This window comes from Pseudomonas sp. NEEL19 (assembly GCF_028751975.1).
Classification (GTDB): Bacteria; Pseudomonadota; Gammaproteobacteria; order Pseudomonadales; family Pseudomonadaceae; genus Aquipseudomonas; species Aquipseudomonas juntendi.
Genome location: NZ_CP081491.1, coordinates 5,076,543 through 5,097,387 on the forward strand (window position 1 = coordinate 5,076,543; position 20,845 = coordinate 5,097,387).

Sequence of the window (20,845 nt, forward strand, 5' to 3'; positions counted from 1 at the left end):
GGCGCACAGCGCCACTTGGCCGAGAAACACGCACATATCTCGACAAACCGGCGCCTGGCCAAGGACAATGGTCGCCTGCCGACAGGAGTCCTGAATGCGCCGTCTGTTTTCCCTGATTCTGCTGATGATCTGCACCGCGCCTGTCTGGGCAGATAACCTGGATCAACTGTACAAGGCTGCCGGCTGGCCCGACCAGCGCGCCCACTTCAACGATGCCCTCACCGCCGCTCAGGCGCGCTACCGCAACAGTTTACCGCCCGCCGTGTACCAGGCGCTGGTCGACAACAGCAACCAGCGCTTCCAGGCCCAGGCGGTAGACCGTCGTGCCCAGGCAAAGCTGCGCGCCAGCCTGGCCAACCCGGCACCGGCCCTGGCGTTCTTCCAGTCGCCGCTGGGGCGCAAGGTGGTAGCCGCCGAGCTCAAGGCCACGCGCAAGGATGAACTGGCCAGAAACGCCAAGGGCTTGCCGAAAATGCAGGCCAGCGATGACCGCCTGCTGATCATTGGCCACCTGGCTCAGGCCTTGCCAGCACGCGAAGCTGGCGCCGAAGTCAGCCTGGCCATCGCCGGCGTGGCGGCCGACAGCCTCAGCTCGATGATCCCCGGCCTGTTCGGCGGCGGCCAGGCGCAAGGCCTGCTCGACGGTCAGCGCCAGCGGCTCATGGGGCAAATTGGCGAAGACCTCAACAATACGTTGCTGTACGTCTACCGCGACCTGTCCGACGCCGAGCTGGAAGAGTTCGCCACCTTTGCCGAGTCGCCCGACGGCAAGGCCTACTACCAGGCGGCACTGGCCGCGGTGCGTGCCGGCCTGGCGGTTGGCCAGAGCAGCAACGAGCTGAGGTGATCAGCCCAGGCGCTGGTCGATGAAGTCGAAGTAGCGCTGGCGAATGCCTGGCAGCTCGTTGGCCAGGTGGTGACGCGCGTCGGGCAGCATCAGGATCTGCGGCTCAGCGAACTTGGTCTTCAGCACCTCCAGGTTGTATGGCCAATCCACCGTGCCGTCGGCCTCTCCCTGTACGATCAATGGCCGCCGCGTACTTTTGGGCGCAGCCTCGATGCGTTTGACCCAGGCGATCAGGGCCCCCACCCAGGCGGTGGGCAGCCGGCGCGGTTGCAGGGGGTCGGCCTGGAGAAACGGCAGGAAGGCAGGGTCGTTGGTGTTCTCACTGAAGCGCCGCTCGATACCATTGACGAAATGGCGCAGCACCCGATAGCTGAACTTGGACCACCGCCAGGCACATGGCCGCACCAGCGGCGCCAGCAGAATGACCTGGCCATCCACAGGGCTATGGGCACCTTGGTGCAGCAAATGGTCCACCGCGATCGCCCCACCCGTGCTCTGCCCGCACAAATGCCATGGCCGCGGCAGCTGCAACGCACGCGCCTGTTCGAACAGCGCCTGCAGCACCTGCTGGTACACCGCGAAGTCGCTGATGCTCGCCCGCTCGCCGCTGGACAGCCCATGGCCGGGCAGGTCGCAGCTGATGACCGCGAAACCTTGCCCGAGCGCCCACTCGATCACATGCCGATAGAGGCCCATGTGGTCGTAATAGCCATGCAGCAGGAACAGCGTCGCGCTTGGCTGCTCGGGTAGCCAAGCCTGCCCGACCAACTCGAACCCCGCGGCCTGGAAACCGCCCAGCCAGCTGTGGGCCGACAGGTTCAGGCCATAGAAACGCTGGTAATCCTGCGCTCGCATCGACAGCGGATGGCGCGCGGTGAACGGCGCCAGGCTGGCACGCAGGCGGTCGGGCTGAAAGTCAGGGGGCATCGGGTACATCCACAGTGAAGCAAGTATTGATCTGGGATATTCAGCTCTGGCCGGCATCGTGGCAAGCTTCGGCCATGCATTACCTGTACTGGCCCTATCGCCGGCAAGCCAGCTCCCACAGGGATATCACCAGGCCTCAGGCCGTTGACAACCTGTGGGGGCTGCCTTGCGGGCGACAGGGCGAGTGAACCCACCACAAAAATACCAGCAGATATCCATGCAAACCCGCCTCGCCAAACCTGCCCTGATGAGCCTCGCCCTGCTGCTCTGCGCCGCCACCCTTTGGCAGGTCTACACCACCTTCCAGGCGCGCTACCTGCGCCCGTTCGACAACCAGGCCACGCTGTTCGACGGCAGCCAGTTGCAGCTCCCCGCCGAGCTGGCCGGCCCGGGCCCAATCCGCGTGGTGCACTTCTGGGACCCGGCCTGCCCGTGCAACGTCGGCAACCAGCAACACCTAGGCGACCTGGTCAGCCAGTTCGCCGAACAGGGCGTGGCCTTCCACGTGCTGCAAAAGCCCGGCAGCCATGGCCAATTGCCGGCCAACCTTGCCGGGCTGCTACCGCTGGGCAGCCTGCCCGGTAGCGAACACCTGCCCGCCACGCCGGCCGTGGCCATCTGGGATCGGCGAGGTCGCCTGGCCTATTTCGGCCCCTACAGCGAAGGCGCTGTCTGCAATGCCAGCAACAGCTTCATCGAACCTATTCTCAAGGCACTGCTCGACGGCCGCCAGGTCAGTGCCTCCAATACCCTGGCGGTTGGCTGCTATTGCCCTTGGGCAGGCTGACGCACCCGTGCAGGGTTACCCACCACCGTGGCACCGGCCGGCACATCCCGGGTCACCACGCTACCGGCACCGACCACCGCGTTATCGCCAACGGTCACACCCGGCAGAATGATCGCCGCACCGCCGATCCACACATTGTTGCCAATGGTCACGGGGCGCCCGCTTTCCAGCCCGCTGCGCCGCACGTCGGGGTCCAGCGGGTGGTCGGCGGCGTAGATCTGCACATTGGGGCCGATCTGGCAGTCATCGCCGATAGACACCGGCACCACGTCGAGCATCACGCAGTTGAAATTGATGAAGGTGTTGCGGCCGACGCGGATGTTGTAGCCATAGTCGCAGTAGAAGGGTGGGCGGATCACGGTGCCCTCGCCCACGTGGCCAAAATGTTCGCGCAGCAAGCCATGACGGGCGTCGTTAAGCAGTTCCACGCTGTTATTGTAGCGGTGCATCCAGTGCTTGCTGGCGATCTGCTCGGCCTGCAATTCAGGGCAGCCAGCGTGATAGAGCTGGCCGGTAAGCATCTTCTGTTTTTCGCTGAGTGCCATGGAAACTCCTTCCTGGGGCTATGCTCGTTCGCGCATCCACCCAAGGTCGGACCCTTTTTTTTCGTAGATAGCTCAAGGAGTCTGCATGAAGCGCAGCCTGACCCTATTGGCCGTGGTTGTTGCCGCCGCCGCTGGCGCTGGTTACTGGTATGCACAGGGCAAGCTGCCACAGCGTGAAGGCGAAGTGGCGATGGCCGGCCTGCAGGCACCGGTCAGCGTGCGCTACGACAGCCGCGGCGTGCCGCACCTGCAAGCGCAGAACGAGGCGGACCTGTACCGTGCGCTGGGCTATGTGCATGCCCAGGACCGGCTGTTTCAAATGGAGATCATGCGCCGCCTGGCACGTGGCGAACTGGCCGAGGTGCTGGGCGACAAGCTGCTGCCCACCGACACGCTGTTCCGCAGCCTGCGCATACGCGAGCAAGCCGCCCTGATGGCCAGGCGCCAGGACCCGCAATCGCCGGCCGCCCTGGCTTTGCAAGCCTACCTCGACGGGGTCAACCGCTGGCAGGCCAGCCACCCCAAGCCGGTGGAGTTCGACCTGCTCGGTATCACCCCACGCCCGTTCACCGCCGAAGACACCCTGAGTATCGCCGGCTACCTGGCGTACAGTTTTGCCGCAGCGTTTCGCACCGAACCGGCGCTGACCTACATCCGCGACCAGTTGGGCCCTGACTACCTGAACATTTTCGATCTGGGCTGGCAGCCCGAGGGGGCCCTGGGCAAACCGCTGGCGGCGGCCGACTGGCGCAGCCTCGAAGGCCTGGCCCGGCTCAGCCACGAAGCACTGGGCGATGCCGGCATTCCGCAGTTCGAGGGCAGCAATGCCTGGGCCGTCGCCGGTAGCCGCACACGCAGTGGCAGGCCGTTGCTGGCAGGCGACCCGCACATCAGTTTTGCAGTACCGGCGGTGTGGTACGAGGCCGAACTGTCGGCACCCGGCTTCAACCTGTACGGCTACTTCCAGGCGCTCAACCCGTTCGCCCTGCTCGGCCACAACCGCGACTTCGGCTGGAGCCTGACCATGTTCCAGAACGATGATGTCGACCTGATCGCCGAACGCACCAACCCGGCCGACAGCAACCAGGTAATGGTCGATGGCCGGTGGCACACACTGGAAACCACCCAGCAGCAGATTGCGGTAAAGGGTGAAGCGCCAGTCACCCTCAACCTGCGTCGCTCGCCCCATGGCCCCATCGTCAACGATGTACTGGGCAATATCGCCGGCACCACGCCAGTAGCCCTGTGGTGGGCGTTTCTCGAAACCGAAAACCCGATCCTCGAAGGTTTCTACCAGCTCAACCGCGCCGACTCCCTGGGCAAGATGCGCGAAGCCACAGCCAAGGTCCATGCGCCGGGGCTGAACTTTGTCTGGGCCAACGCCCGCGGTGATATCGGCTGGTGGGCGGCCGCGAAGTTGCCGATACGCCCAGCCGGCGTCGACCCGGCGTTCATCCTCGACGGCGCCAGCAGCCAGGCCGACAAGCTCGGTTTCTACCCCTTCAGCGCCAACCCGCAGCAGGAGAACCCGGCCCGCGGCTATATCGTCTCGGCCAATTACCAGCCACCGGCGGCGGTGCCGATACCGGGGTACTACAACCTGCCCGATCGTGGCCGCCAGCTCGATCGCCAGCTGGCCAACCCTGAGCTGAAGTGGGACACCCAGAACAGCCAGGCGCTACAGCTGGACACCACCAGCGACTATGGCCCGCGCACGCTGGCCCCGCTGCTGGCGACACTGCGCGCCATAGCCGAAGGTGATGAAGAAAAGGAACTGGTGGAACAACTGGCCGCCTGGGCGGGCGATTACCCACTGGACTCGACCAGCGCCACCCTGTTCAACCAGTTCCTTTACGAGCTGGCCTACTCGGCCCTGCATGATGAACTGGGCGATACCTGGTTCCCGGTACTGATCAGTACCCGCGCCATCGACGCCGCCTTGCCACGGCTGGCGGCGGATGCCGATTCGCCCTGGTGGAATACCCGGGGTGGCGACCAGCGCACCGACCGGACCCAAGTGGTGCGTACGGCATGGCACAACAGCCTGAAGCACCTGCGCGACACCCTGGGCGACGACCCGGCGCGCTGGCAGTGGGGCAAGGCCCATACCTTGACCCACAACCACCCCCTGGGGGTGAAAAAGCCGCTGAACCTGCTGTTCAACGTTGGGCCATTCGCCGCCCCCGGTACACATGAGGTACCGAACAACCTGTCGGCGAAAATCGGCCCGGCGCCATGGCCGGTCACCTACGGGCCCTCGACGCGGCGGCTGATCGACTTTGCCGATGCCGGGCAGGCGCTGACCAGCAACCCGGTCGGGCAGAGTGGCGTGCCCTTCGACCGGCATTACGCAGACCAGGCCGAAGGGTATGTGCAAGGGCGGTATCAGAAGGCGCAGATGGGGGTGATTCCGGCGCAGAGCACGCTCAGGCTGGTGCCGGCGCAGTGATTGCTCTGGTTGCTATGTCGCTTTGAGATTGCCGGGGCTGCTTTGCAGCCCATCGCGACACAAGGCCGCTCCTACAAGATGGCGCTTTGGTAGGGGCGCTGCGGCCGGAAGCAAAAACGCCGACACATGGGCGTCGGCGTTTTTTCGATGACTGCTGGCGGATCAGAACGCCGGTAGTACGGCGCCCTGGTACTTCTTGGCGATGAACGCCTTCACTTGCGGGCTGGTCAGGGCCTTGGCCAGTTTCTGCATCGCATCACTGTCCTTGTTGTCCGGGCGCGCGACCAGGAAGTTCACGTACGGCGAGTCGGCACCTTCGATCACCAGCGCATCCTTGGCCGGGTTCAAGCCGGCTTCGAGGGCGTAGTTGGTGTTGATCATGTCCAGGTCCACCTGGTCCAGCACGCGTGGCAGCATGGCCGACTCAAGCTCGCGGAACTTCAGGTTCTTCGGGTTCTCGGCGATGTCCTTGGGGGTAGCCAGGGCGTTCTTCGGGTCCTTCAGGGTAATCAGGCCGGCCTTCTGCAGCAGGATCAGTGCACGCCCGCTGTTGCTCCCTTCATTCGGAATGGCAACGGTGGCGCCCTCTTTCAGCTCGCTCAGGCTCTTGACCTTCTTCGAATAGCCACCGAACGGCTCGACGTGCACGCCAACCACGGTTACCAGGTGGGTGCCCTTGCCTTCGTTGAAGCTCTTCAGGTAAGGCAGCGTCTGGAAGTAGTTGGCGTCCAGGCGCTTCTGGTCCACCTGCACGTTCGGCTGCACGTAGTCGGTGAAGACCTTGATCTGCAGGTCCACCCCTTCTTTGGCCAGGGTAGGCTTGATCAGCTCGAGGATTTCGGCGTGCGGTACCGGGGTAGCGGCAACCACCAGTTTCTCGGCGGCGGCGGCCAGGCCGGAAAACGTCAGGGCGGCGGCCAGGGCGGTGGTCAGCAGGGTCTTCTTCATGGTGGTCCTTATTCTGAATCTGGGCCATCGGCGATGGCGAATCGGCTGCCCAACCGCTTCACCAGTGGGCGTGAGGCGGACAATACCTAGAATTTTTATTCCGTAACAATATCTTTTATTTCGCTGCTTATTCCAAAAAATACAGTCACTACGGGTTTTGCTTATGAGCCATGGCTAGCCAGCGGTCTTGGCAGGTCGAGGTCATGGGGCAACAGCTCGTCGCTATCATTTACCAGCAAGGCAAAGTGAATGACATTCTCCAGCTCGCGGGTATTGCCCGGCCACGGGTGGGCTTCCAGCACCTGCTGCGCGGCCTCGCTCACCAGGGGCACCGGGCGCTGCAGCCGGGCACTGTAGATACCCACGAAATACTCGGCCAACGGCAGGATATCGCCTGGCCGCTCGCGCAATGGCGGCAGCTCCAGCGCGCCTTCATGCAGGTAGTGGTAGAGCCGCTCGTGGAAGCGACCGGCACGCACCACCCGAGCCAGGTCGATACTGCTGGCGGCTACCAGCCGTACATCCACCGGCTGTGGCTGTTGCGCCCCAACACGCATCACCTCACGGTTCTCCAGCGCTGCCAGCAGCTTGCCCTGGATGGCCAGCGGCAAGTCGGCGATTTCGTCCAGGTAAAGCGTGCCGCCGTTGGCCGAGCCAAACCAGCCGGCGCGGCTGCTGGCCGTACCGCCATGGCTGCCAGCGCTATAGCCGAACAACTCGGCGTCGGCATAGGTCGAGCTGATGGCCGCGCAGTTGACCGACACGAACAGCCCGCTACGGTCGCTGGTACGGTGGATTTGCCGCGCCAGCAGCTCCTTGCCGGTACCGGTCTCGCCACGAATCAGCACCGGCAAGGGTTGCGGCGCCAGGAGCTCAAGCTCATCGCGCAGCCGCTGCGAGCGTGGGTCGATGAACACCAATGCCTTGGCACGGATGCTCAAGGGGCTTTTGTCCAGTTCAGGAAAGGTCAGCAGCGGCTGGCCAAACGGGTTTCGAAAAGTCATGAAAAAACTCCCGCCCCAGGCCTGCGGTGGCCGGGCGTACAGGGGCCAATCAGGCGCGGCGCAGTGCGCGCTGCTCGACCCGGCTTTGCAAGCGATACAAGTAGGCGAAGCCTTGTTCCCAGCGCTCATGCCCGGACTTGACGTTGATGTGCCCGGCGTTGCTCAGCAACCCCGCTTCGGCACCCCAGGCCTGGGCCAGGTATAACGCCCGCGGCACGCTCACGGCAGGGTCGTTGTCCGAGCTGACAACCTGGCTGGGAAATGGCAACACCCCGAGCGGAATCGGCGCAAAGTTGCGCAGCGCCGGCGCACAGGCGGGCCGCTCGACGTCCGCAGGCGCCACCAGCAACGCCCCCCTCACCCGCCGCAGCAACGCCGGGCTGGCCTGCGCGGCCCAATGGGCGACGGTGATGCAGCCTAGGCTATGGGCGATCAGGATGACTGGCGAGGGCTCGGCGGCAATCGCCTGTTCCAGCGCCTGCACCCAGTCCTGGCGTTGCGGGGTCAACCAGTCATGCTGCTCGACCCGCGCGCTGTTGGGCAGGGTGCGCTGCCAGTGGCTTTGCCAGTGGTTGCCTGGCGATCCATGCCAGCCCGGCACAATCAGGTATCGAATCGACTCATTGCGCATGGGGACGCCTCCAGGAAGTTTGCGTGCTTGGAGGCCAGTATAAGGACAGGGTTATATTCGTAAAGGAATAAGAAGCTATTTATTAATAACCAAAATTCCATGCACGGCTTTGCGCCGCGACGGGCTGCAAAGCAGCCCCGGCAATCTCACAGGCACAAAAAAGCCCGGGACCAACCCCGGGCTTTGCATCAGCCACCGCGACTCAGATATCCGCCACCTTCTGCCAAACCTTCGGCCGGAAGAACAGCGTCTCCCCACGCGCCAGACCGGTCAGGCTATCGTGGTCCTTGACCACTTCGGCTTCGATCAACTCGCTCTGCCCTTCCACCTTCAGGGTCACCCGGGTGGTCGCGCCCAACGGCCGAATGTCGCGCACTTCGGCCGCATGGTGGCCTTCGGTTTCATGGCGCGACAAAGACACCTCATGCGGCCGGAACAGCACATGGTGCCCTTCGCTCAATGCCAGGCGGTTGGAGTCACCGAGGAAGTGGTACACGAAATCGTTGGCCGGTTGCTCATACACCTCGCCCGGCGAACCGATCTGCTCGATCACGCCTTTGTTCATCACCACGATGCGGTCTGCCACCTCCATGGCTTCTTCCTGGTCGTGGGTGACGAATACCGAGGTCAGGTTGATGTCCTCGTGCAGCCGCGCCAGCCAGCGGCGCAGCTCTTTGCGCACCTTCGCATCCAGCGCACCGAACGGCTCATCCAGCAGCAGCACCTTGGGCTCCACCGCCAGTGCCCGGGCCAGGGCGATGCGCTGGCGCTGGCCACCCGACAACTGCTCAGGGTAGCGGTCGGACAACCAGTCCAGTTGCACCATGTTCAGCAGCTCATGCACTTTCTCGGCGATCCTGCTTTCGCTGGGGCGCTCGCCCTTGGGCTTCATGCGCAGGCCGAACGCCACGTTGTCGAACACGCTCATGTGGCGGAACAGTGCGTAGTGCTGGAACACGAACCCCACGTTGCGGTCGCGCACGTCGCGGCCCGACACGTCCTCGCCATGGAACACGATGTTGCCCTGGTCCGGGGTTTCCAGGCCGGCGATGATGCGCAGCAAGGTGGTCTTGCCGCAGCCGGAAGGGCCGAGCAAGGCCACCAGCTCGCCGCTGTTGATGTCCAGGGTGATGTTGTCCAGGGCCTGGAAGCTGTTGAAGCGCTTGCTGACGTTACGAACTTCGATCGACATGAGTCATTCCTCCGCGGCGCCGTGGCGCAGGCGGTTAATACGGTTCTCGCTCCACTGCTTGAGCAGCAGGATGAAGAGCGCCAGGATCAGCAACAGGCTGGCCACGCTGAAGGCTGCGACGTGGTTGTACTCGTTGTAGAGAATTTCCACGTGCAGCGGCAGGGTGTTGGTCACGCCACGAATGTGGCCGGACACCACCGACACCGCGCCAAACTCGCCCATGGCCCGCGCAGTACACAGCACCACGCCGTAGATCAGCCCCCATTTGATGTTCGGCAGGGTCACGTGCCAGAACATCTGCCAGCCGTTGGCGCCGAGCAGCCGCGCGGCCTCCTCCTCTTGCGTGCCCTGCTCCTGCATCAGCGGGATCAGCTCACGGGCCACGAACGGCACGGTGACGAAAATGGTCGCCAAAACGATGCCCGGCAGGGCGAAGACTATTTGAATATCGTGGTCTTGCAGCCACGGCCCGAACAGGCCCTGCGCGCCGAACATCAGCACGTAGACCAGGCCGGCGATCACCGGCGACACCGAGAACGGCAGGTCGATCAGGGTGACCAGGATGCTCTTGCCGCGGAAGGTGTACTTGCTCACGCACCAAGCGGCGCTTACCCCGAACACCAGGTTCAACGGCACCGAGATGGCCACGGCGAGCAGGGTCAGTTTCAGCGCCGACAAGGCGTCGGGTTCGAGGATCGCCTCGAAGAAGGTGCCAAAACCGTTCTTCAGCGCCTGCGATACCACAATGACCAGTGGCAACAGCAAAAACAGCACGAACACCAGCCAACCAAGGCCGATCAGGATACGCCGCGAAGTGGCGCTGCCACGGCGGGCGGCGTTGGCGGCCGCGCTTGCACTCAGGGATGAACTGGACATGCCGGCCTCCTTCAAGGGGTTTCGATACGGCGCTGCAGCAGGTTGATCAGCAGCAGCAGGATGAAGGAAACCACCAGCATCAGCACGCCAATGGCGGTGGCCCCGGTGTAGTCGTACTGGTCGAGCTTGACCATGATCAGCAGCGGCAGGATCTCGGTCTTCATTGGCATGTTGCCAGCAATGAAAATCACCGAACCGTACTCGCCCACGCCACGGGCGAAAGCCAGGGCAAAGCCGGTCAGCCAGGCGGGCAGCAGGGCCGGCGCCAGGATGTGGCGGAACACCTGCAGCGGCTTGGCACCCAGGCAGGCCGCAGCCTCTTCCACTTCACGCGGAATGTCGGCCAGAACCGGCTGCACGGTGCGCACCACGAACGGCAGGGTGACGAACGTCAGCGCCAGGGTGATGCCCAGTGGGCTGTAGGCGATCTTGAAGCCCAGGTCGGTGGCGAACTGACCGACCCAGCCCTGGGGGGCGTAGAGCGCGGTCAGGGCAATACCGGCAACGGCCGTGGGCAGCGCGAACGGCAGGTCGATCATCGCATCGATGACCTTGCGCCCCGGGAAGGTGTAGCGCACCAGCACCCAGGCCAGCAGGGTGCCGATCACACCATTGATGATGGCCGCGAACAGGGCAGTGCCGAAACTCAGTTTGAGCGCGGCGATTACCCGCGGCGCACTGATGATGTTCCAGAACTGCTCGAAGGTCAGCTGCGAGGCATGGATGAACATGGCCGCCAGCGGTATCAGCACGATCAGGCTGAGGTACACCAAGGTGTAGCCCAGCGTCAGCCCGAAGCCGGGTATGACGGGGGAAATGCGACGTGACATAAATATCCCTGGTTGAATGCACTCGGCCCAGTATCGATCCGGGGTCGGTACAGGCTTTTGAATCCTGGGCTGCGTTGCAGCCCATCGCCGGCAAACCAGCTCCCACAGAACAATACATAACTCATTGATTTAGCGAGGTCCTTGTGGGAGCGGGCATGCCCGCGAACACCGGCGTAGCCGGTGCCAGCCACCGCGTTGGATTCTTCGCGGGCACGCCCGCTCCCACAGAGACCGCGTCACCGTTACTGTGCCTGATAGATCTGGTCGAACACACCGCCATCATTGAAGAATTTCGGTTGTGCAGTCTTCCAGCCACCAAAGTCCTTGTCGATGGTCACCAGGTCCAGTTTCGGGAACTGCTTGCCAAACTCGGCAGCGACCTTTTCATCACGCGGGCGGTAGAAGTTCTCGGCGGCAATTTTCTGCCCGGCCGGGCTGTACAGGTGCTTGAGGTATTCGGTGGCAATCGCGGTATTGCCTTTCTTCTCGGCGTTCTTATCCACCACCGCCACCGGCGGCTCGGCAAGAATCGACAGCGACGGCACGACGATCTCGAACTTGTCGGCACCGCCGTCTTCCTTCAGTGCCAGGAACGCTTCGTTTTCCCAGGCCAACAACACGTCACCCTGGCCATTGTTGACGAAGGTGATGGTAGAACCGCGCGCGCCGGTATCCAGCACCGGCACGTGCTTGAACAGTTCCTGCACGTAGGCCTTGGCCTTGTCTTCACTGCCGCCGGTTTTCAGGCCGTAAGCCCAGGCGGCAAGGAAGTTCCAGCGTGCGCCGCCAGATGTTTTCGGGTTGGGGGTAATCACCGACACGTCGTTCTTGATCAGGTCGCCCCAGTCCTTGATGCCTTTCGGGTTGCCCTTGCGCACCAGGAACACGATGGTCGAGGTATAGGGGGTGCTGGCGTCCGGCAGGCGGGTTTGCCAGTTATCCGGCAAGCTCTTGCCCAGCTTGGCGATTTCGTCGATATCACCGGCCAGCGCCAGGGTCACCACGTCAGCGCGCAGACCGTCGATCACCGCCCGGCCCTGCTTGCCCGAGCCACCGTGGGATTGCTGGATCTTCACCGTGTCGCCCGGGTGCGCCTGCTGCCAATGCTGGATGAACTCGGCGTTGTATTGCTGGTACAGCTCACGGGTGGGGTCGTATGACACGTTCAGCAGTTCGTAATCCTTGGCGATGGCGGAACCGGCAAAAACGGCACTGGCCAGGGCGGCGAGCGCATAACGGCGGATGGACATGGTGAAGCTCCCGATGGCATTTGTTCTAGTTTTGAAAGGGGGGTGGGCTCAGCCGGCCTTGTTGCCCGGCTGTTGCAGGCGGAACTTCTCCTTGCGCTCGATCTGCACGACCTGAGCGTTATGCACCGTGATCTCCACCGCGCCGAAGCGCAGGTCGCGCAGGGCGTTCTGGATCTCCCGCAAAAGGCTGGCTTCGTCCTGACCATCAATATTACGCAGCGATGCACTCATGCTCGTTCTCCTTGGCGTGAGATGCCGGGCGGGGATTTGAAGGGGTATTGCCTGGCTTGAGGGCAATAATAGAGAGGCTGTTTTATTCTTAAAAATACTATTTAAGAATTTTTATATAACCATTTTCTTTGCTGGTACGAAGGCCCTATCGCCGGCCAGCCGGCTCCCACAGGCGTGTCACTGCCTCTCAGTTTTGTGAGGCACCTGTGGAAGTTGGCTTGCCGGCGATAGGGCCTTGAGCCTTCAGCTTTGCTTCTGTGGCTCGCGGATTTTGTACCAGGCCACGTACAAGGCCGGCAGGAACAGCAGCGTCAGCAGCGTTGCACTGATGATGCCGCCAATCATGGCGTAGGCCATCGGCCCCCAGAACACTTCACGTGCAATCGGGATCATGCCCAGGCTCGCTGCGGCTGCCGTCAGCAGGATCGGCCGGCGACGGTGGTTGGTGGCCTCCACCACCGCGTCCCAAGGGGCATAGCCCTGCGCCTCGAACTCATCGATCTGGGTAACCAGAATCACCGAGTTGCGGATGATGATACCGGCCAGCGCCAGGATGCCGAGAATGGCCACAAAGCCCATCGGCGTGCCCGTGGGCACCAGTGCCAGCACCACGCCGATCAGCCCCAGTGGCGCCACGCTGATCACTAGGAACAGCTTCTGCACGCTGTGCAGCTGGATCATCAGGAACGTGGCCATGAGGAACAGCATCAGCGGGATGACCTTGGCGATCGGCCCTTGGGCCTTGCCGCTCTCCTCCACGGTACCGCCCGTGGCCACTTCGTAGCCTAGCGGCAGTTTGCTGGCGAACTCGTCGATTTTCGGCTTCAGTTGCGCCACCAGGTCGGTGGGTTGAATGTCGCCGTTGACCGAGGCCTTGATGGTGATGGTTGGCTTGCGGTCACGCCGCCATACCAGCGGCTGCTCCAGCTCGTAGCGCACGGTGGCGAACGACAGCAGCGGAATCGAGGTGCCGTTGGAGGTCAGGATCTGCAGGTTCTGCAGGGTATCGGGCGAACCACGCTCGCTGTCCTCGGCACGCGCGACCACGTCGATCAGGTAGATGCTGTCGTTGACCTGGGTGATCTGCACACCGCTGACGATGCTGTTCATCACGTTGGCCACATCTTCCGACGACAGCCCCAGCTGGCGCGCCTTGTCCTGGGCAATGTCCACGCGCAGTACTTTGCCCGGCTCGTTCCAGTCGTAGATCATCTCGCCTATGTTGCGGTTCTGGTTGAGCAAGGTCGCCAGGTCGATGGCGTGCTTGCGCACCTCGTCGATACTGGTGCCGCTGACGCGGTACTGGATCGGCCGCCCCACGGGTGGGCCCATTTCCAGCGATTGCACGTTGGTGCCGATGCCGACGAACTCTTCATGCAGGATTTTCTGCAAACGCTCGATCATGCCCTGGCGCTCTTCCAGGCCCTTGCTGACAATCACCAGCTGGGCGTAATACGGGTTTTGCAACTGCTGGTCGAGCGGCAGATAGAACCGCACGGCACCCTGGCCGATGTAGGTGCTCCAGTGCACCAGGTCCGGGTCGTCCTTGAGGCGCGCTTCGAAGCGGTCGACCACCTTGCGCGTCTCCTCGATTGAAGCGTTCTGCGGCAGGTTCAGGTCGACCAGGATCTCCGGGCGGTCCGACGCGGGGAAGAACTGGTTCTGCACGAAGCGCATGCTGAACAGCGCCAGGGCAAACAGCAGGATGGTACCGATGATGGTCAGCCAGCGATGGCGCATGCACCACAGCAGCCCACCCTCGAACGCCCTGGCCACGCGCCCAGGCTTGGCTTCGTGAGCCTTGACCTTGCTGCTGCTCAGAATGTGCACCCCCAGCACCGGGGCGAAGAACACCGCCACCACCCAGGACACCAGCAAGGCCACGGCGATTACCGCGAACAAGGTGAAGGTGTACTCGCCTGCGGAACTGGCGTTAAGGCCGATCGGCACGAAGCCGGCCACCGTGACCAGGGTACCGGTAAGCATCGGGAAGGCCGTGGAGGTGTAGGCGAACGTGGCCGCCTGCTCCTTGCTGTCGCCCATTTCCAGCCGGGTGACCATGACCTCCACGGTGATCATCGCATCGTCCACCAGCAAGCCCAGGGCAATGATCAGCGCGCCCAGCGAAATCCGCTGCATGGTGATACCGCTGTATTCCATGAACACGAACACCATCGCCAGCACCAAGGGTATCGAGCAGGCCACCACCAGCCCCGCGCGCATGCCAAGGCTGACAAAGCTTACCGCCAGCACGATCACCACCGCTTCGAACAGCGCGCTGGTGAAGCCGCCAACCGCCTTCTTGACGACTACGGCCTGGTCCGACACGGTATGCACGCCAACGCCTATCGGCAGGTCCTGGATCACCTGGTCCATGCGGTTTTTCAGTGCGGCGCCGAACGCCTGCACGTTGCCGCCGGCCTTCATGCCAATGGCCAGACCAATGGCGGTCTGGCCGTTGTAGCGGAACATCGGTGAAGGCGGGTCGACATAACCGCGCTCGATAGCGGCAATATCGGCCAAGCGGAAGAAGCGGTCATTGATCTTCAGGTTGACGGTTTGCAGGTCCTTTTCGGAGGCGAACTGCCCGGAGGTTCGTACCGAGATGCGCTCTGGCCCGGCCTCTATCACCCCCGCCGGCGTGACCGCGTTCTGCGCTTGCAGGGCCTGCATCACCTGGCGCTGGTCAATGCCCAGGGCGGCCAGCTTGCGGGTGGAGAAGTTCAGGTACAGCACTTCATCCTGGGTGCCGATGAACTCGATCTTGCCGATATTGGGTACATCACGCACTTCTGCCCGGGCCTGCTCCACATAGTCACGCAGCTGGCGCAGGGTAAGGCCGTCGGCGGTGAAGGCATAGATCGAACCGAACACATCGCCGAACTCGTCGTTGAACCCAGGCCCCTGGATGCCAGCAGGGAACTGGCCACGGATGTCCTGGATCTTCTTGCGCACCTGGTACCAGATTTGCGGGATATCCTCGGCCTTGGTGGTATCACGCAGGTACACGTAGACCGTGGATTCGCCCGGCCGGGTGTAGCTCTTGGTGTAGTCGAGCGAGTCGAGTTCTTCGAGCTTCTTCTCGATACGGTCGGTGACCTGGTACAGGGTCTCGTCTTGGGTCGCACCGGGCCAGCGGGTCTGGATGACCATGGTCTTGATGGTGAACGACGGGTCTTCTTCACGGCCCAGGTTGAAGTAGGAAAAAATCCCCATCAACAGGGCGACGAACATCAGGTACCAGACGAACGATTGATGCTTGAGTGCCCAGTCGGACAGGTTGAAGCTTCCTTTCATTGCGCATCCTCGTCGAAAGCGACCTTCTGGCCAGGCTTGAGGCTGTTCACGCCCGCAGTCACCACACGTTCACCAGGCTGCACGCCAGAGGCCACGACGATGCTGTCGGAAGTACGGTCGATCAGGGTCACGTCACGGGTGCCGACTGTTTTCTGCCGGGTGTCGATGACCCACACCTGGGTCTTGCCATCGCGTTCGAGCAAGGCACTCAAGGGCAGCTCGCTGCGCGGCGACACGTGCGAGGTCAGGGTCACACTGACCGCAGTGCCCAGGTGGAAGGCTGCCGGGGTGTTTGCCAAGGTCAGGCGCGCACGGCGGGTACGGGTCGTGGGGTCGGCCTGCGGCTCCAGCTCGCGCAGGGTAGCGGTGGTATTGATGGTCGGGTCGAGTTGCGAGGCGACGGTGAAGGTCAGCCCTTTGTTCAGTTGCTCTGCCAGGCTGATCGGCAAGTCGATCACCGCCTCCTTCACATCAGGCCGGGCCAGGGTCACCACGGCCTGCCCTGCGGTGACCGTCTGCCCGGCCTCGGCCTGCCAGGCCGTGATGACCGCTGCATGGTCGCTACGCAGGGTGCTGTAGCCGAGCTGGTCACGGGCCTGGCTGACAGAGGCGCGCGCCTGCTCCAGCGTCGCGCTGGTGGTTTTCAGGTTGGTCTGGGCGACATCCAGCTGCGCCTGGGCCCCCACCCCACGGTCGTACAGCTGTTGCTGGCGACGGGCATCGGCCTGGGCGTTGATCCATTGCGCCTGCACCCTGGCCAGGTCGCCTTCGGCGGCACGCAGTTGGTTCTGCTGGTCGGTGGGGTCGAGGGTGGCCAAGGTATCGCCCGGTTTGACCTGGGCTCCCACGTCCAGCCAACGCCGGGCAATGCGCCCGGCAACGCGGAAGCCCAAGGTGCTCTCGAAGCGTGCCTCGATATTGCCAGCGAAGCGGCCCAGTTGCGTCTGCACCTGCGGCTCGACCTTCACCGACAGCACCGGCCGGATCGGCTCTGGGGCTTGCTCGTCACCCTCGCAGGCAGCCAGCAGCATGCCGGCTGACAGTATCAGCAGCAGCCGTGTCATAGCTCACCCCCTGGGCGTTTGGCATCCACCTTCTCCACCTGCATGCCGGGGTGCAACAGCTGGCTGCCGTTGACCACCACGGTTTCGCCCGCCTGCAAGCCGCTGGCGATGACCACCTTGCCAGTCAGGTAGCGGCCGACTTCGACCTTGCGCAGTTCGACCTTGTCACCCTCACCCACTACCCACACGGCAGGTGCATGCAGGGCCTTGGTCAAGGCCGACCACGGCAGCTCGATGCTCGGCCGCCCCACGGTAGTGGTGCTGGCCGTCACCGGCGCGCCCAGCTGCATTTCGGCGGGTACATCCTTCAGGGCCACCTTGACCTGTACCGTGCCGCTTTGCGCCGACACGGTGGGCGTGATTTCGCGGATCACGCCGCGCGCCTGGACCTTGGGGTCGTCCAGCAGGCGGACGAGTATTTCGGCGTTGCCGGGCGGTGCCACCAGCAAGGATTCGTACACATTGAACACGGCATCGCGGTCGCCATCGACGGCCAGGCTGAAGATCGGCATGGTCGCCTGCACCACCTGGCCTACTTCGGCCTGCCGCGCGGTGATCACCCCGGCGGCCTCGGAGACCAGCGCGGTGTAGCCGAGTTGTTCATTGGCACTGGCCAGTTGCGCCTGGGCCGCCTTGAGCGCGCTCTGGTTGCTGCGCAGCGCCGCTTCGGCGGCATCGTATTCGCTTTTGCTGGTGTAGCCCTTGGGCAGCAGTTTTTGCTGGCGCACGAAGGCCGCACGGGTCTGGGTGACCCGCGCCTGCGCGGCAAACACCTCGGCCTTGGCCGAATTCACGTTGTTCTGCAGGTCTTTCGGGTCCAGGCGTGCGAGCACCTGGTTGGCCTTGACGTGGTCACCCACATCGACGCTGCGCGAAATGATCTTGCCCCCCACACGGAACGACAGGTCCGTCTGCACCCGCGCCTGTACATCGCCGGTCAGGGTGACCCTGGCGGCGAAATCGGTGGGTTGAACCTGCTGCACGCCCACCCGCGGCAATGTTTCAGGCACCTCTTCCTTGCTACACCCGGCGAGCATGCACAGCAGCCCCAGGCAAACGACCGACAGCGGACGTATCAACGTCATGCAGGCTCCTTGCTTGCGCACAAATGGTTTGTGGGATGCGACTGTCAGCGTAGTTCAGGGTTCGATAAACATCACTGACGGGGGTCAGTTCGGCAGTTTCGGCGCTTGCGCCGGCCTCTTCGCGGGCACGCCCGCTCCCACAGGAAAAGCGCAGCCCCTGAGACTTGCGCTGTACCTGTAGGCGCGGGCGTGCCCGCGAAAGGGCCGGTACAGCCAAGCACATGCTTCAGTTATATCCGGAAACCACCAACCACCCGGCCACCCCGCTTCAGCCACTGCTTTCAAAGGGAGGTTCAACTTCAAGGAAGATCACAATGCCGTTAGCCGAATCCCATCTGCTGCGCCGTGGGCGCTTTTCCGAGCCAGGCAGGCTCTACATGCTGACCACCATCACGCAACAGCGAAAGCCACTTTTCCTCGACTTTCACCATGCCCGACTGGTGGTCAAACATCTGCGGATCTCAAATGATATTCAGGACTGCCGTTCATTGGCCTGGGTAATGATGCCGGACCATCTGCATTGGTTGATCGAACTGAAGGAAGTGGCATTGGCGACACTGATGCGCAAATTCAAATCACGCACAGCCATTGCCTTGCGCAAGGCAGGTGTCAGGCACAAGCCGATATGGCAACCGGGGTATCACGACCATGCACTGCGGCGGGAAGAGAATGTGGTGCATGTGGCCCGGTACATCGTTGCCAATCCCTTGAGGGCAGGCTTGGTCCGGAGTGTCAGGGATTATCCACACTGGGATGCGGTATGGCTTTGAATCGGTGCTGGGGCCTTCGCGGGCTTGCCCGCTCCCACAGGTACAGCGCAGGGCTTGAAACTTGCGCTGTACCTGTAGGAGCGGGCGTGCCCGCGAAAGGGCCGGTACAGGTCAGACCTGAACTGAGGCCTTATTGAGGCCAAGCTCAATGTCATCAATGAGGGCTTTGGCAAAGCCACTGAGAATTCTTGCTGCACTACCCGCCAGCCGATCATTTTCCATCTCGGCTTCGGTTGTCAGGTGATTGATACAGCCGAGCATGACGGAGAGTTCGGAGAAAGCATGATTGAAGGGGATGTTGGCCTGTACGCGGAAAAGCTCCATGCAGGTTTCTTTACCGACAGTGCTGCTGTAGCTCGGATGGGCAGAATCAAGGTCGTGCTTGGTCATGGTTGGAATCCAATGTCGTTAATTGGACCACCAACTCGTCTTTCTCACGGACGGGGGTGGCAGCCGTACGCGGGGTGAGAAACCGAGGACACTGAACCCGGCCAGGCCGAAGCCTGCCCACGTAGGCTGCCATGACTGGAAGCCCGTTCAACATCGTTCGGGTTCTCACACCCGATCACCATGAATGGCGACCCTACGACGTTAGCCCTGGGGCATTTGCCCTACAACAGAGCAGCTTCCACGCGGCTCGTAGGATAATTCCCAAGCAGCGCCGATTGAAGCTTTGGGCTCAGGTTGATGAAAAGTCGTACGCCATCAGGGCCTCTTCGCGGGCTTGCCCGCTCCCACAGGTACAGCGCAGCCCCTGAGACTTGCGCTGTACCTGTGGGAGCGGGCAGGCCCGCGAAAGGGCCGGATCAGGCCGAATCGCTGCTGCACCCTCTTTGATCGCCTGCTGAATCGCCGGCGAGTGCCTGTCATTTCTGTCAGTAGCCAGCTCTGCCCAACCTTTCCACTATAGATTCAACTCAATCGTTCCGACACCAGCCGCGTTGCCTTGGCCTGTTCGGATTAACCTTGAAGCTGAAGGCCCCCCTATGCCTGCCCCGATAAAAACACTTCAGTTCTACCAGAACGGCCGTGTTACCACCGAACTGCGCGGCACGGTTGCGCGCTCTATTTTCCAGCATAAGGGCTGTCTTCTGGCGCAACGTACCTCAGGCACCGAGCTATCGAGCTCGATCATGGCAGTGAGCGATACCAACTCCGTGATGACTGAGTTGGAGCATACCGGTGTGAAGCACCACCCGTATTCCCCTTATGGTCAACGCCCGACCCACAACGAACTGAATAATCCCATGGCGTTCAACGGCCAGAAACTGGACCTGGCAACAGGCGGCTACTTACTAGGCAACGGATATCGCCTGTTCAGCCCCGCACTCAACAGGTTCTGCGGTCCGGATAATCTGAGCCCGTTCGAAAGAGGTGGCCTGAATACCTATGCGTATTGTGCAGGAGATCCAGTTAACAGGACTGACCCCACGGGGCACGCCTATGGTCCAGGATCTACCCTGGTGTCGGTTATAGGAGCAACCTCCGTGATTGTAGGGAGTGTGATACTGGCGGCAGAGAACGGAAAAAATAGCACTTCAATGAAAATACTGGGAGGCATTTTAATTGCTGGCGGTGGGTTTATCCTATCCATGCAAGCAATAGACCTGTTGTCAACAAGAAATGCCCAACGAGCGGCGGCAACGTTATTTAATCAACCTTTACACGGAATACCTCCTAACCGTTCCCCAGAGAGTGATCCCACAGCTCTCAACCTTCCCTCAGAGGATGGTCCCCCGCCAGCATACGATGAACTCTTCGAAGACGGTCACAACTTCGCAGAGCCTCCCCCCACATACGCTTCTTTAGTGGCCAGAAGTCAACTTAACTACAACCCGCAGCCGACTAGGCACCAGGCCCCCCAGGGCCTGGATAATCAGGCAGAACATATAACGGCAATTCGCACAGGCGAACCGCCTGGACGACGACATTGAGATGTCAGATGAAGACCCGCCTAGCGCGATTGGCGCGCATGCAGAACCCTCCTGCACCCAGTAAGTGAGTTGCGTAGCATTGCTGGCAGTGCTCGACGGTGAAGGTCGTGCGCCACGTGTGTGGCGCTCGTACCTGCCCGCCCCAACAGTTCCTGCGCGGTTCTCAATACCGCACACT

At 62.5% G+C, this 20,845-nt stretch carries 19 protein-coding genes; 5 read left to right on the forward strand and 14 right to left on the reverse strand.

Going from position 1 to position 20,845, the window contains the following annotated elements; translation table 11 throughout:
• The first annotated feature begins 94 nt into the window (after positions 1–94).
• Entirely contained in the window at positions 95–847 is a 753-nt protein-coding gene (locus K4A76_RS22540) for a hypothetical protein (protein ID WP_274411179.1), read from the forward strand.
• Here K4A76_RS22540 and K4A76_RS22545 read toward each other — a convergent pair whose 3' ends face one another.
• Positions 848–1,774, reverse strand: a complete 927-nt coding sequence (locus tag K4A76_RS22545; protein ID WP_274411180.1) for an alpha/beta hydrolase — start codon at positions 1,772–1,774, stop codon at positions 848–850.
• Positions 1,775–1,991: 217 nt separating this feature from the next.
• Between K4A76_RS22545 and K4A76_RS22550 the strand changes: the two genes are divergently transcribed.
• Positions 1,992–2,561, forward strand: coding sequence for a DUF6436 domain-containing protein (locus K4A76_RS22550; RefSeq protein WP_029887610.1), 570 nt, complete (start codon positions 1,992–1,994; stop codon positions 2,559–2,561).
• Here K4A76_RS22550 and K4A76_RS22555 read toward each other — a convergent pair.
• Positions 2,540–3,106 carry a sugar O-acetyltransferase gene (locus K4A76_RS22555; RefSeq protein WP_274411181.1) on the reverse strand — a complete coding sequence of 189 codons (567 nt, stop codon included), beginning with the start codon at positions 3,104–3,106 and terminating at the stop codon, positions 2,540–2,542. The two genes, K4A76_RS22550 and K4A76_RS22555, sit on opposite strands and share 22 nt — an antisense overlap.
• Before the next feature lie 85 nt (positions 3,107–3,191).
• Between K4A76_RS22555 and K4A76_RS22560 the strand changes: the two genes are divergently transcribed.
• Entirely contained in the window at positions 3,192–5,555 is a 2,364-nt protein-coding gene (locus K4A76_RS22560) for a penicillin acylase family protein (RefSeq protein WP_274411182.1), read from the forward strand.
• A gap of 162 nt (positions 5,556–5,717) precedes the next feature.
• Here the strand turns inward: K4A76_RS22560 and K4A76_RS22565 are convergent, their stop codons facing one another.
• The 11 genes from K4A76_RS22565 to K4A76_RS22615 form a co-directional block, all read right to left on the reverse strand.
• A complete protein-coding gene (locus K4A76_RS22565) occupies positions 5,718–6,503 on the reverse strand; it encodes a MetQ/NlpA family ABC transporter substrate-binding protein (protein WP_274411183.1) in 786 nt (261 codons plus the stop codon).
• Positions 6,504–6,664: 161 nt separating this feature from the next.
• Positions 6,665–7,507, reverse strand: coding sequence for a sigma 54-interacting transcriptional regulator (locus K4A76_RS22570; protein ID WP_274411184.1), 843 nt, complete (start codon positions 7,505–7,507; stop codon positions 6,665–6,667).
• Positions 7,508–7,556: 49 nt separating this feature from the next.
• Positions 7,557–8,138, reverse strand: a complete 582-nt coding sequence (locus K4A76_RS22575; RefSeq protein ID WP_274411185.1) for an alpha/beta hydrolase — start codon at positions 8,136–8,138, stop codon at positions 7,557–7,559.
• Positions 8,139–8,340: 202 nt separating this feature from the next.
• On the reverse strand, positions 8,341–9,330 hold the full coding sequence (locus K4A76_RS22580; protein WP_009683702.1) for a sulfate/molybdate ABC transporter ATP-binding protein: 990 nt from the start codon (positions 9,328–9,330) through the stop codon (positions 8,341–8,343).
• 3 nt (positions 9,331–9,333) lie between these two features.
• On the reverse strand, positions 9,334–10,206 hold the full coding sequence (gene cysW, locus K4A76_RS22585) for a sulfate ABC transporter permease subunit CysW (RefSeq protein WP_009683703.1): 873 nt from the start codon (positions 10,204–10,206) through the stop codon (positions 9,334–9,336).
• Between the two features lie 11 nt (positions 10,207–10,217).
• Positions 10,218–11,036 carry a sulfate ABC transporter permease subunit CysT gene (gene cysT, locus K4A76_RS22590; protein ID WP_274411186.1) on the reverse strand — a complete coding sequence of 273 codons (819 nt, stop codon included), beginning with the start codon at positions 11,034–11,036 and terminating at the stop codon, positions 10,218–10,220.
• Positions 11,037–11,278: 242 nt separating this feature from the next.
• Complete coding sequence (locus tag K4A76_RS22595; RefSeq protein WP_274411187.1) at positions 11,279–12,286, reverse strand: sulfate ABC transporter substrate-binding protein; 1,008 nt, start codon at positions 12,284–12,286, stop codon at positions 11,279–11,281.
• Between the two features lie 48 nt (positions 12,287–12,334).
• On the reverse strand, positions 12,335–12,517 hold the full coding sequence (gene oscA, locus K4A76_RS22600; protein ID WP_110679511.1) for a sulfur starvation response protein OscA: 183 nt from the start codon (positions 12,515–12,517) through the stop codon (positions 12,335–12,337).
• Between the two features lie 243 nt (positions 12,518–12,760).
• A complete protein-coding gene (locus K4A76_RS22605; protein WP_274411189.1) occupies positions 12,761–15,814 on the reverse strand; it encodes an efflux RND transporter permease subunit in 3,054 nt (1,017 codons plus the stop codon).
• On the reverse strand, positions 15,811–16,878 hold the full coding sequence (locus K4A76_RS22610) for an efflux RND transporter periplasmic adaptor subunit (RefSeq protein ID WP_274411190.1): 1,068 nt from the start codon (positions 16,876–16,878) through the stop codon (positions 15,811–15,813). The genes K4A76_RS22605 and K4A76_RS22610 overlap by 4 nt, the downstream gene beginning before the upstream one ends.
• The gene (locus K4A76_RS22615; RefSeq protein ID WP_110679977.1) at positions 16,875–17,963 is read right to left on the reverse strand and encodes an efflux RND transporter periplasmic adaptor subunit; all 1,089 of its coding nucleotides are present in this window, start codon (positions 17,961–17,963) and stop codon (positions 16,875–16,877) included. The genes K4A76_RS22610 and K4A76_RS22615 overlap by 4 nt, the downstream gene beginning before the upstream one ends.
• Positions 17,964–18,277: 314 nt before the next feature.
• On the opposite strand from K4A76_RS22615, the gene K4A76_RS22620 reads away from it, so the two are divergent.
• Positions 18,278–18,733: an REP-associated tyrosine transposase gene (locus K4A76_RS22620; RefSeq protein WP_274411191.1), complete on the forward strand. Its 456-nt coding sequence runs from the start codon at positions 18,278–18,280 to the stop codon at positions 18,731–18,733.
• 111 nt (positions 18,734–18,844) lie between these two features.
• On the opposite strand, the gene K4A76_RS22625 is transcribed toward K4A76_RS22620, so the two are convergent.
• Positions 18,845–19,123: a DUF3077 domain-containing protein gene (locus K4A76_RS22625; RefSeq protein ID WP_225786196.1), complete on the reverse strand. Its 279-nt coding sequence runs from the start codon at positions 19,121–19,123 to the stop codon at positions 18,845–18,847.
• Between the two features lie 596 nt (positions 19,124–19,719).
• Between K4A76_RS22625 and K4A76_RS22630 the strand changes: the two genes are divergently transcribed.
• Complete coding sequence (locus K4A76_RS22630) at positions 19,720–20,667, forward strand: RHS repeat-associated core domain-containing protein (protein WP_274411192.1); 948 nt, start codon at positions 19,720–19,722, stop codon at positions 20,665–20,667.
• Positions 20,668–20,845 lie beyond the last annotated feature (178 nt).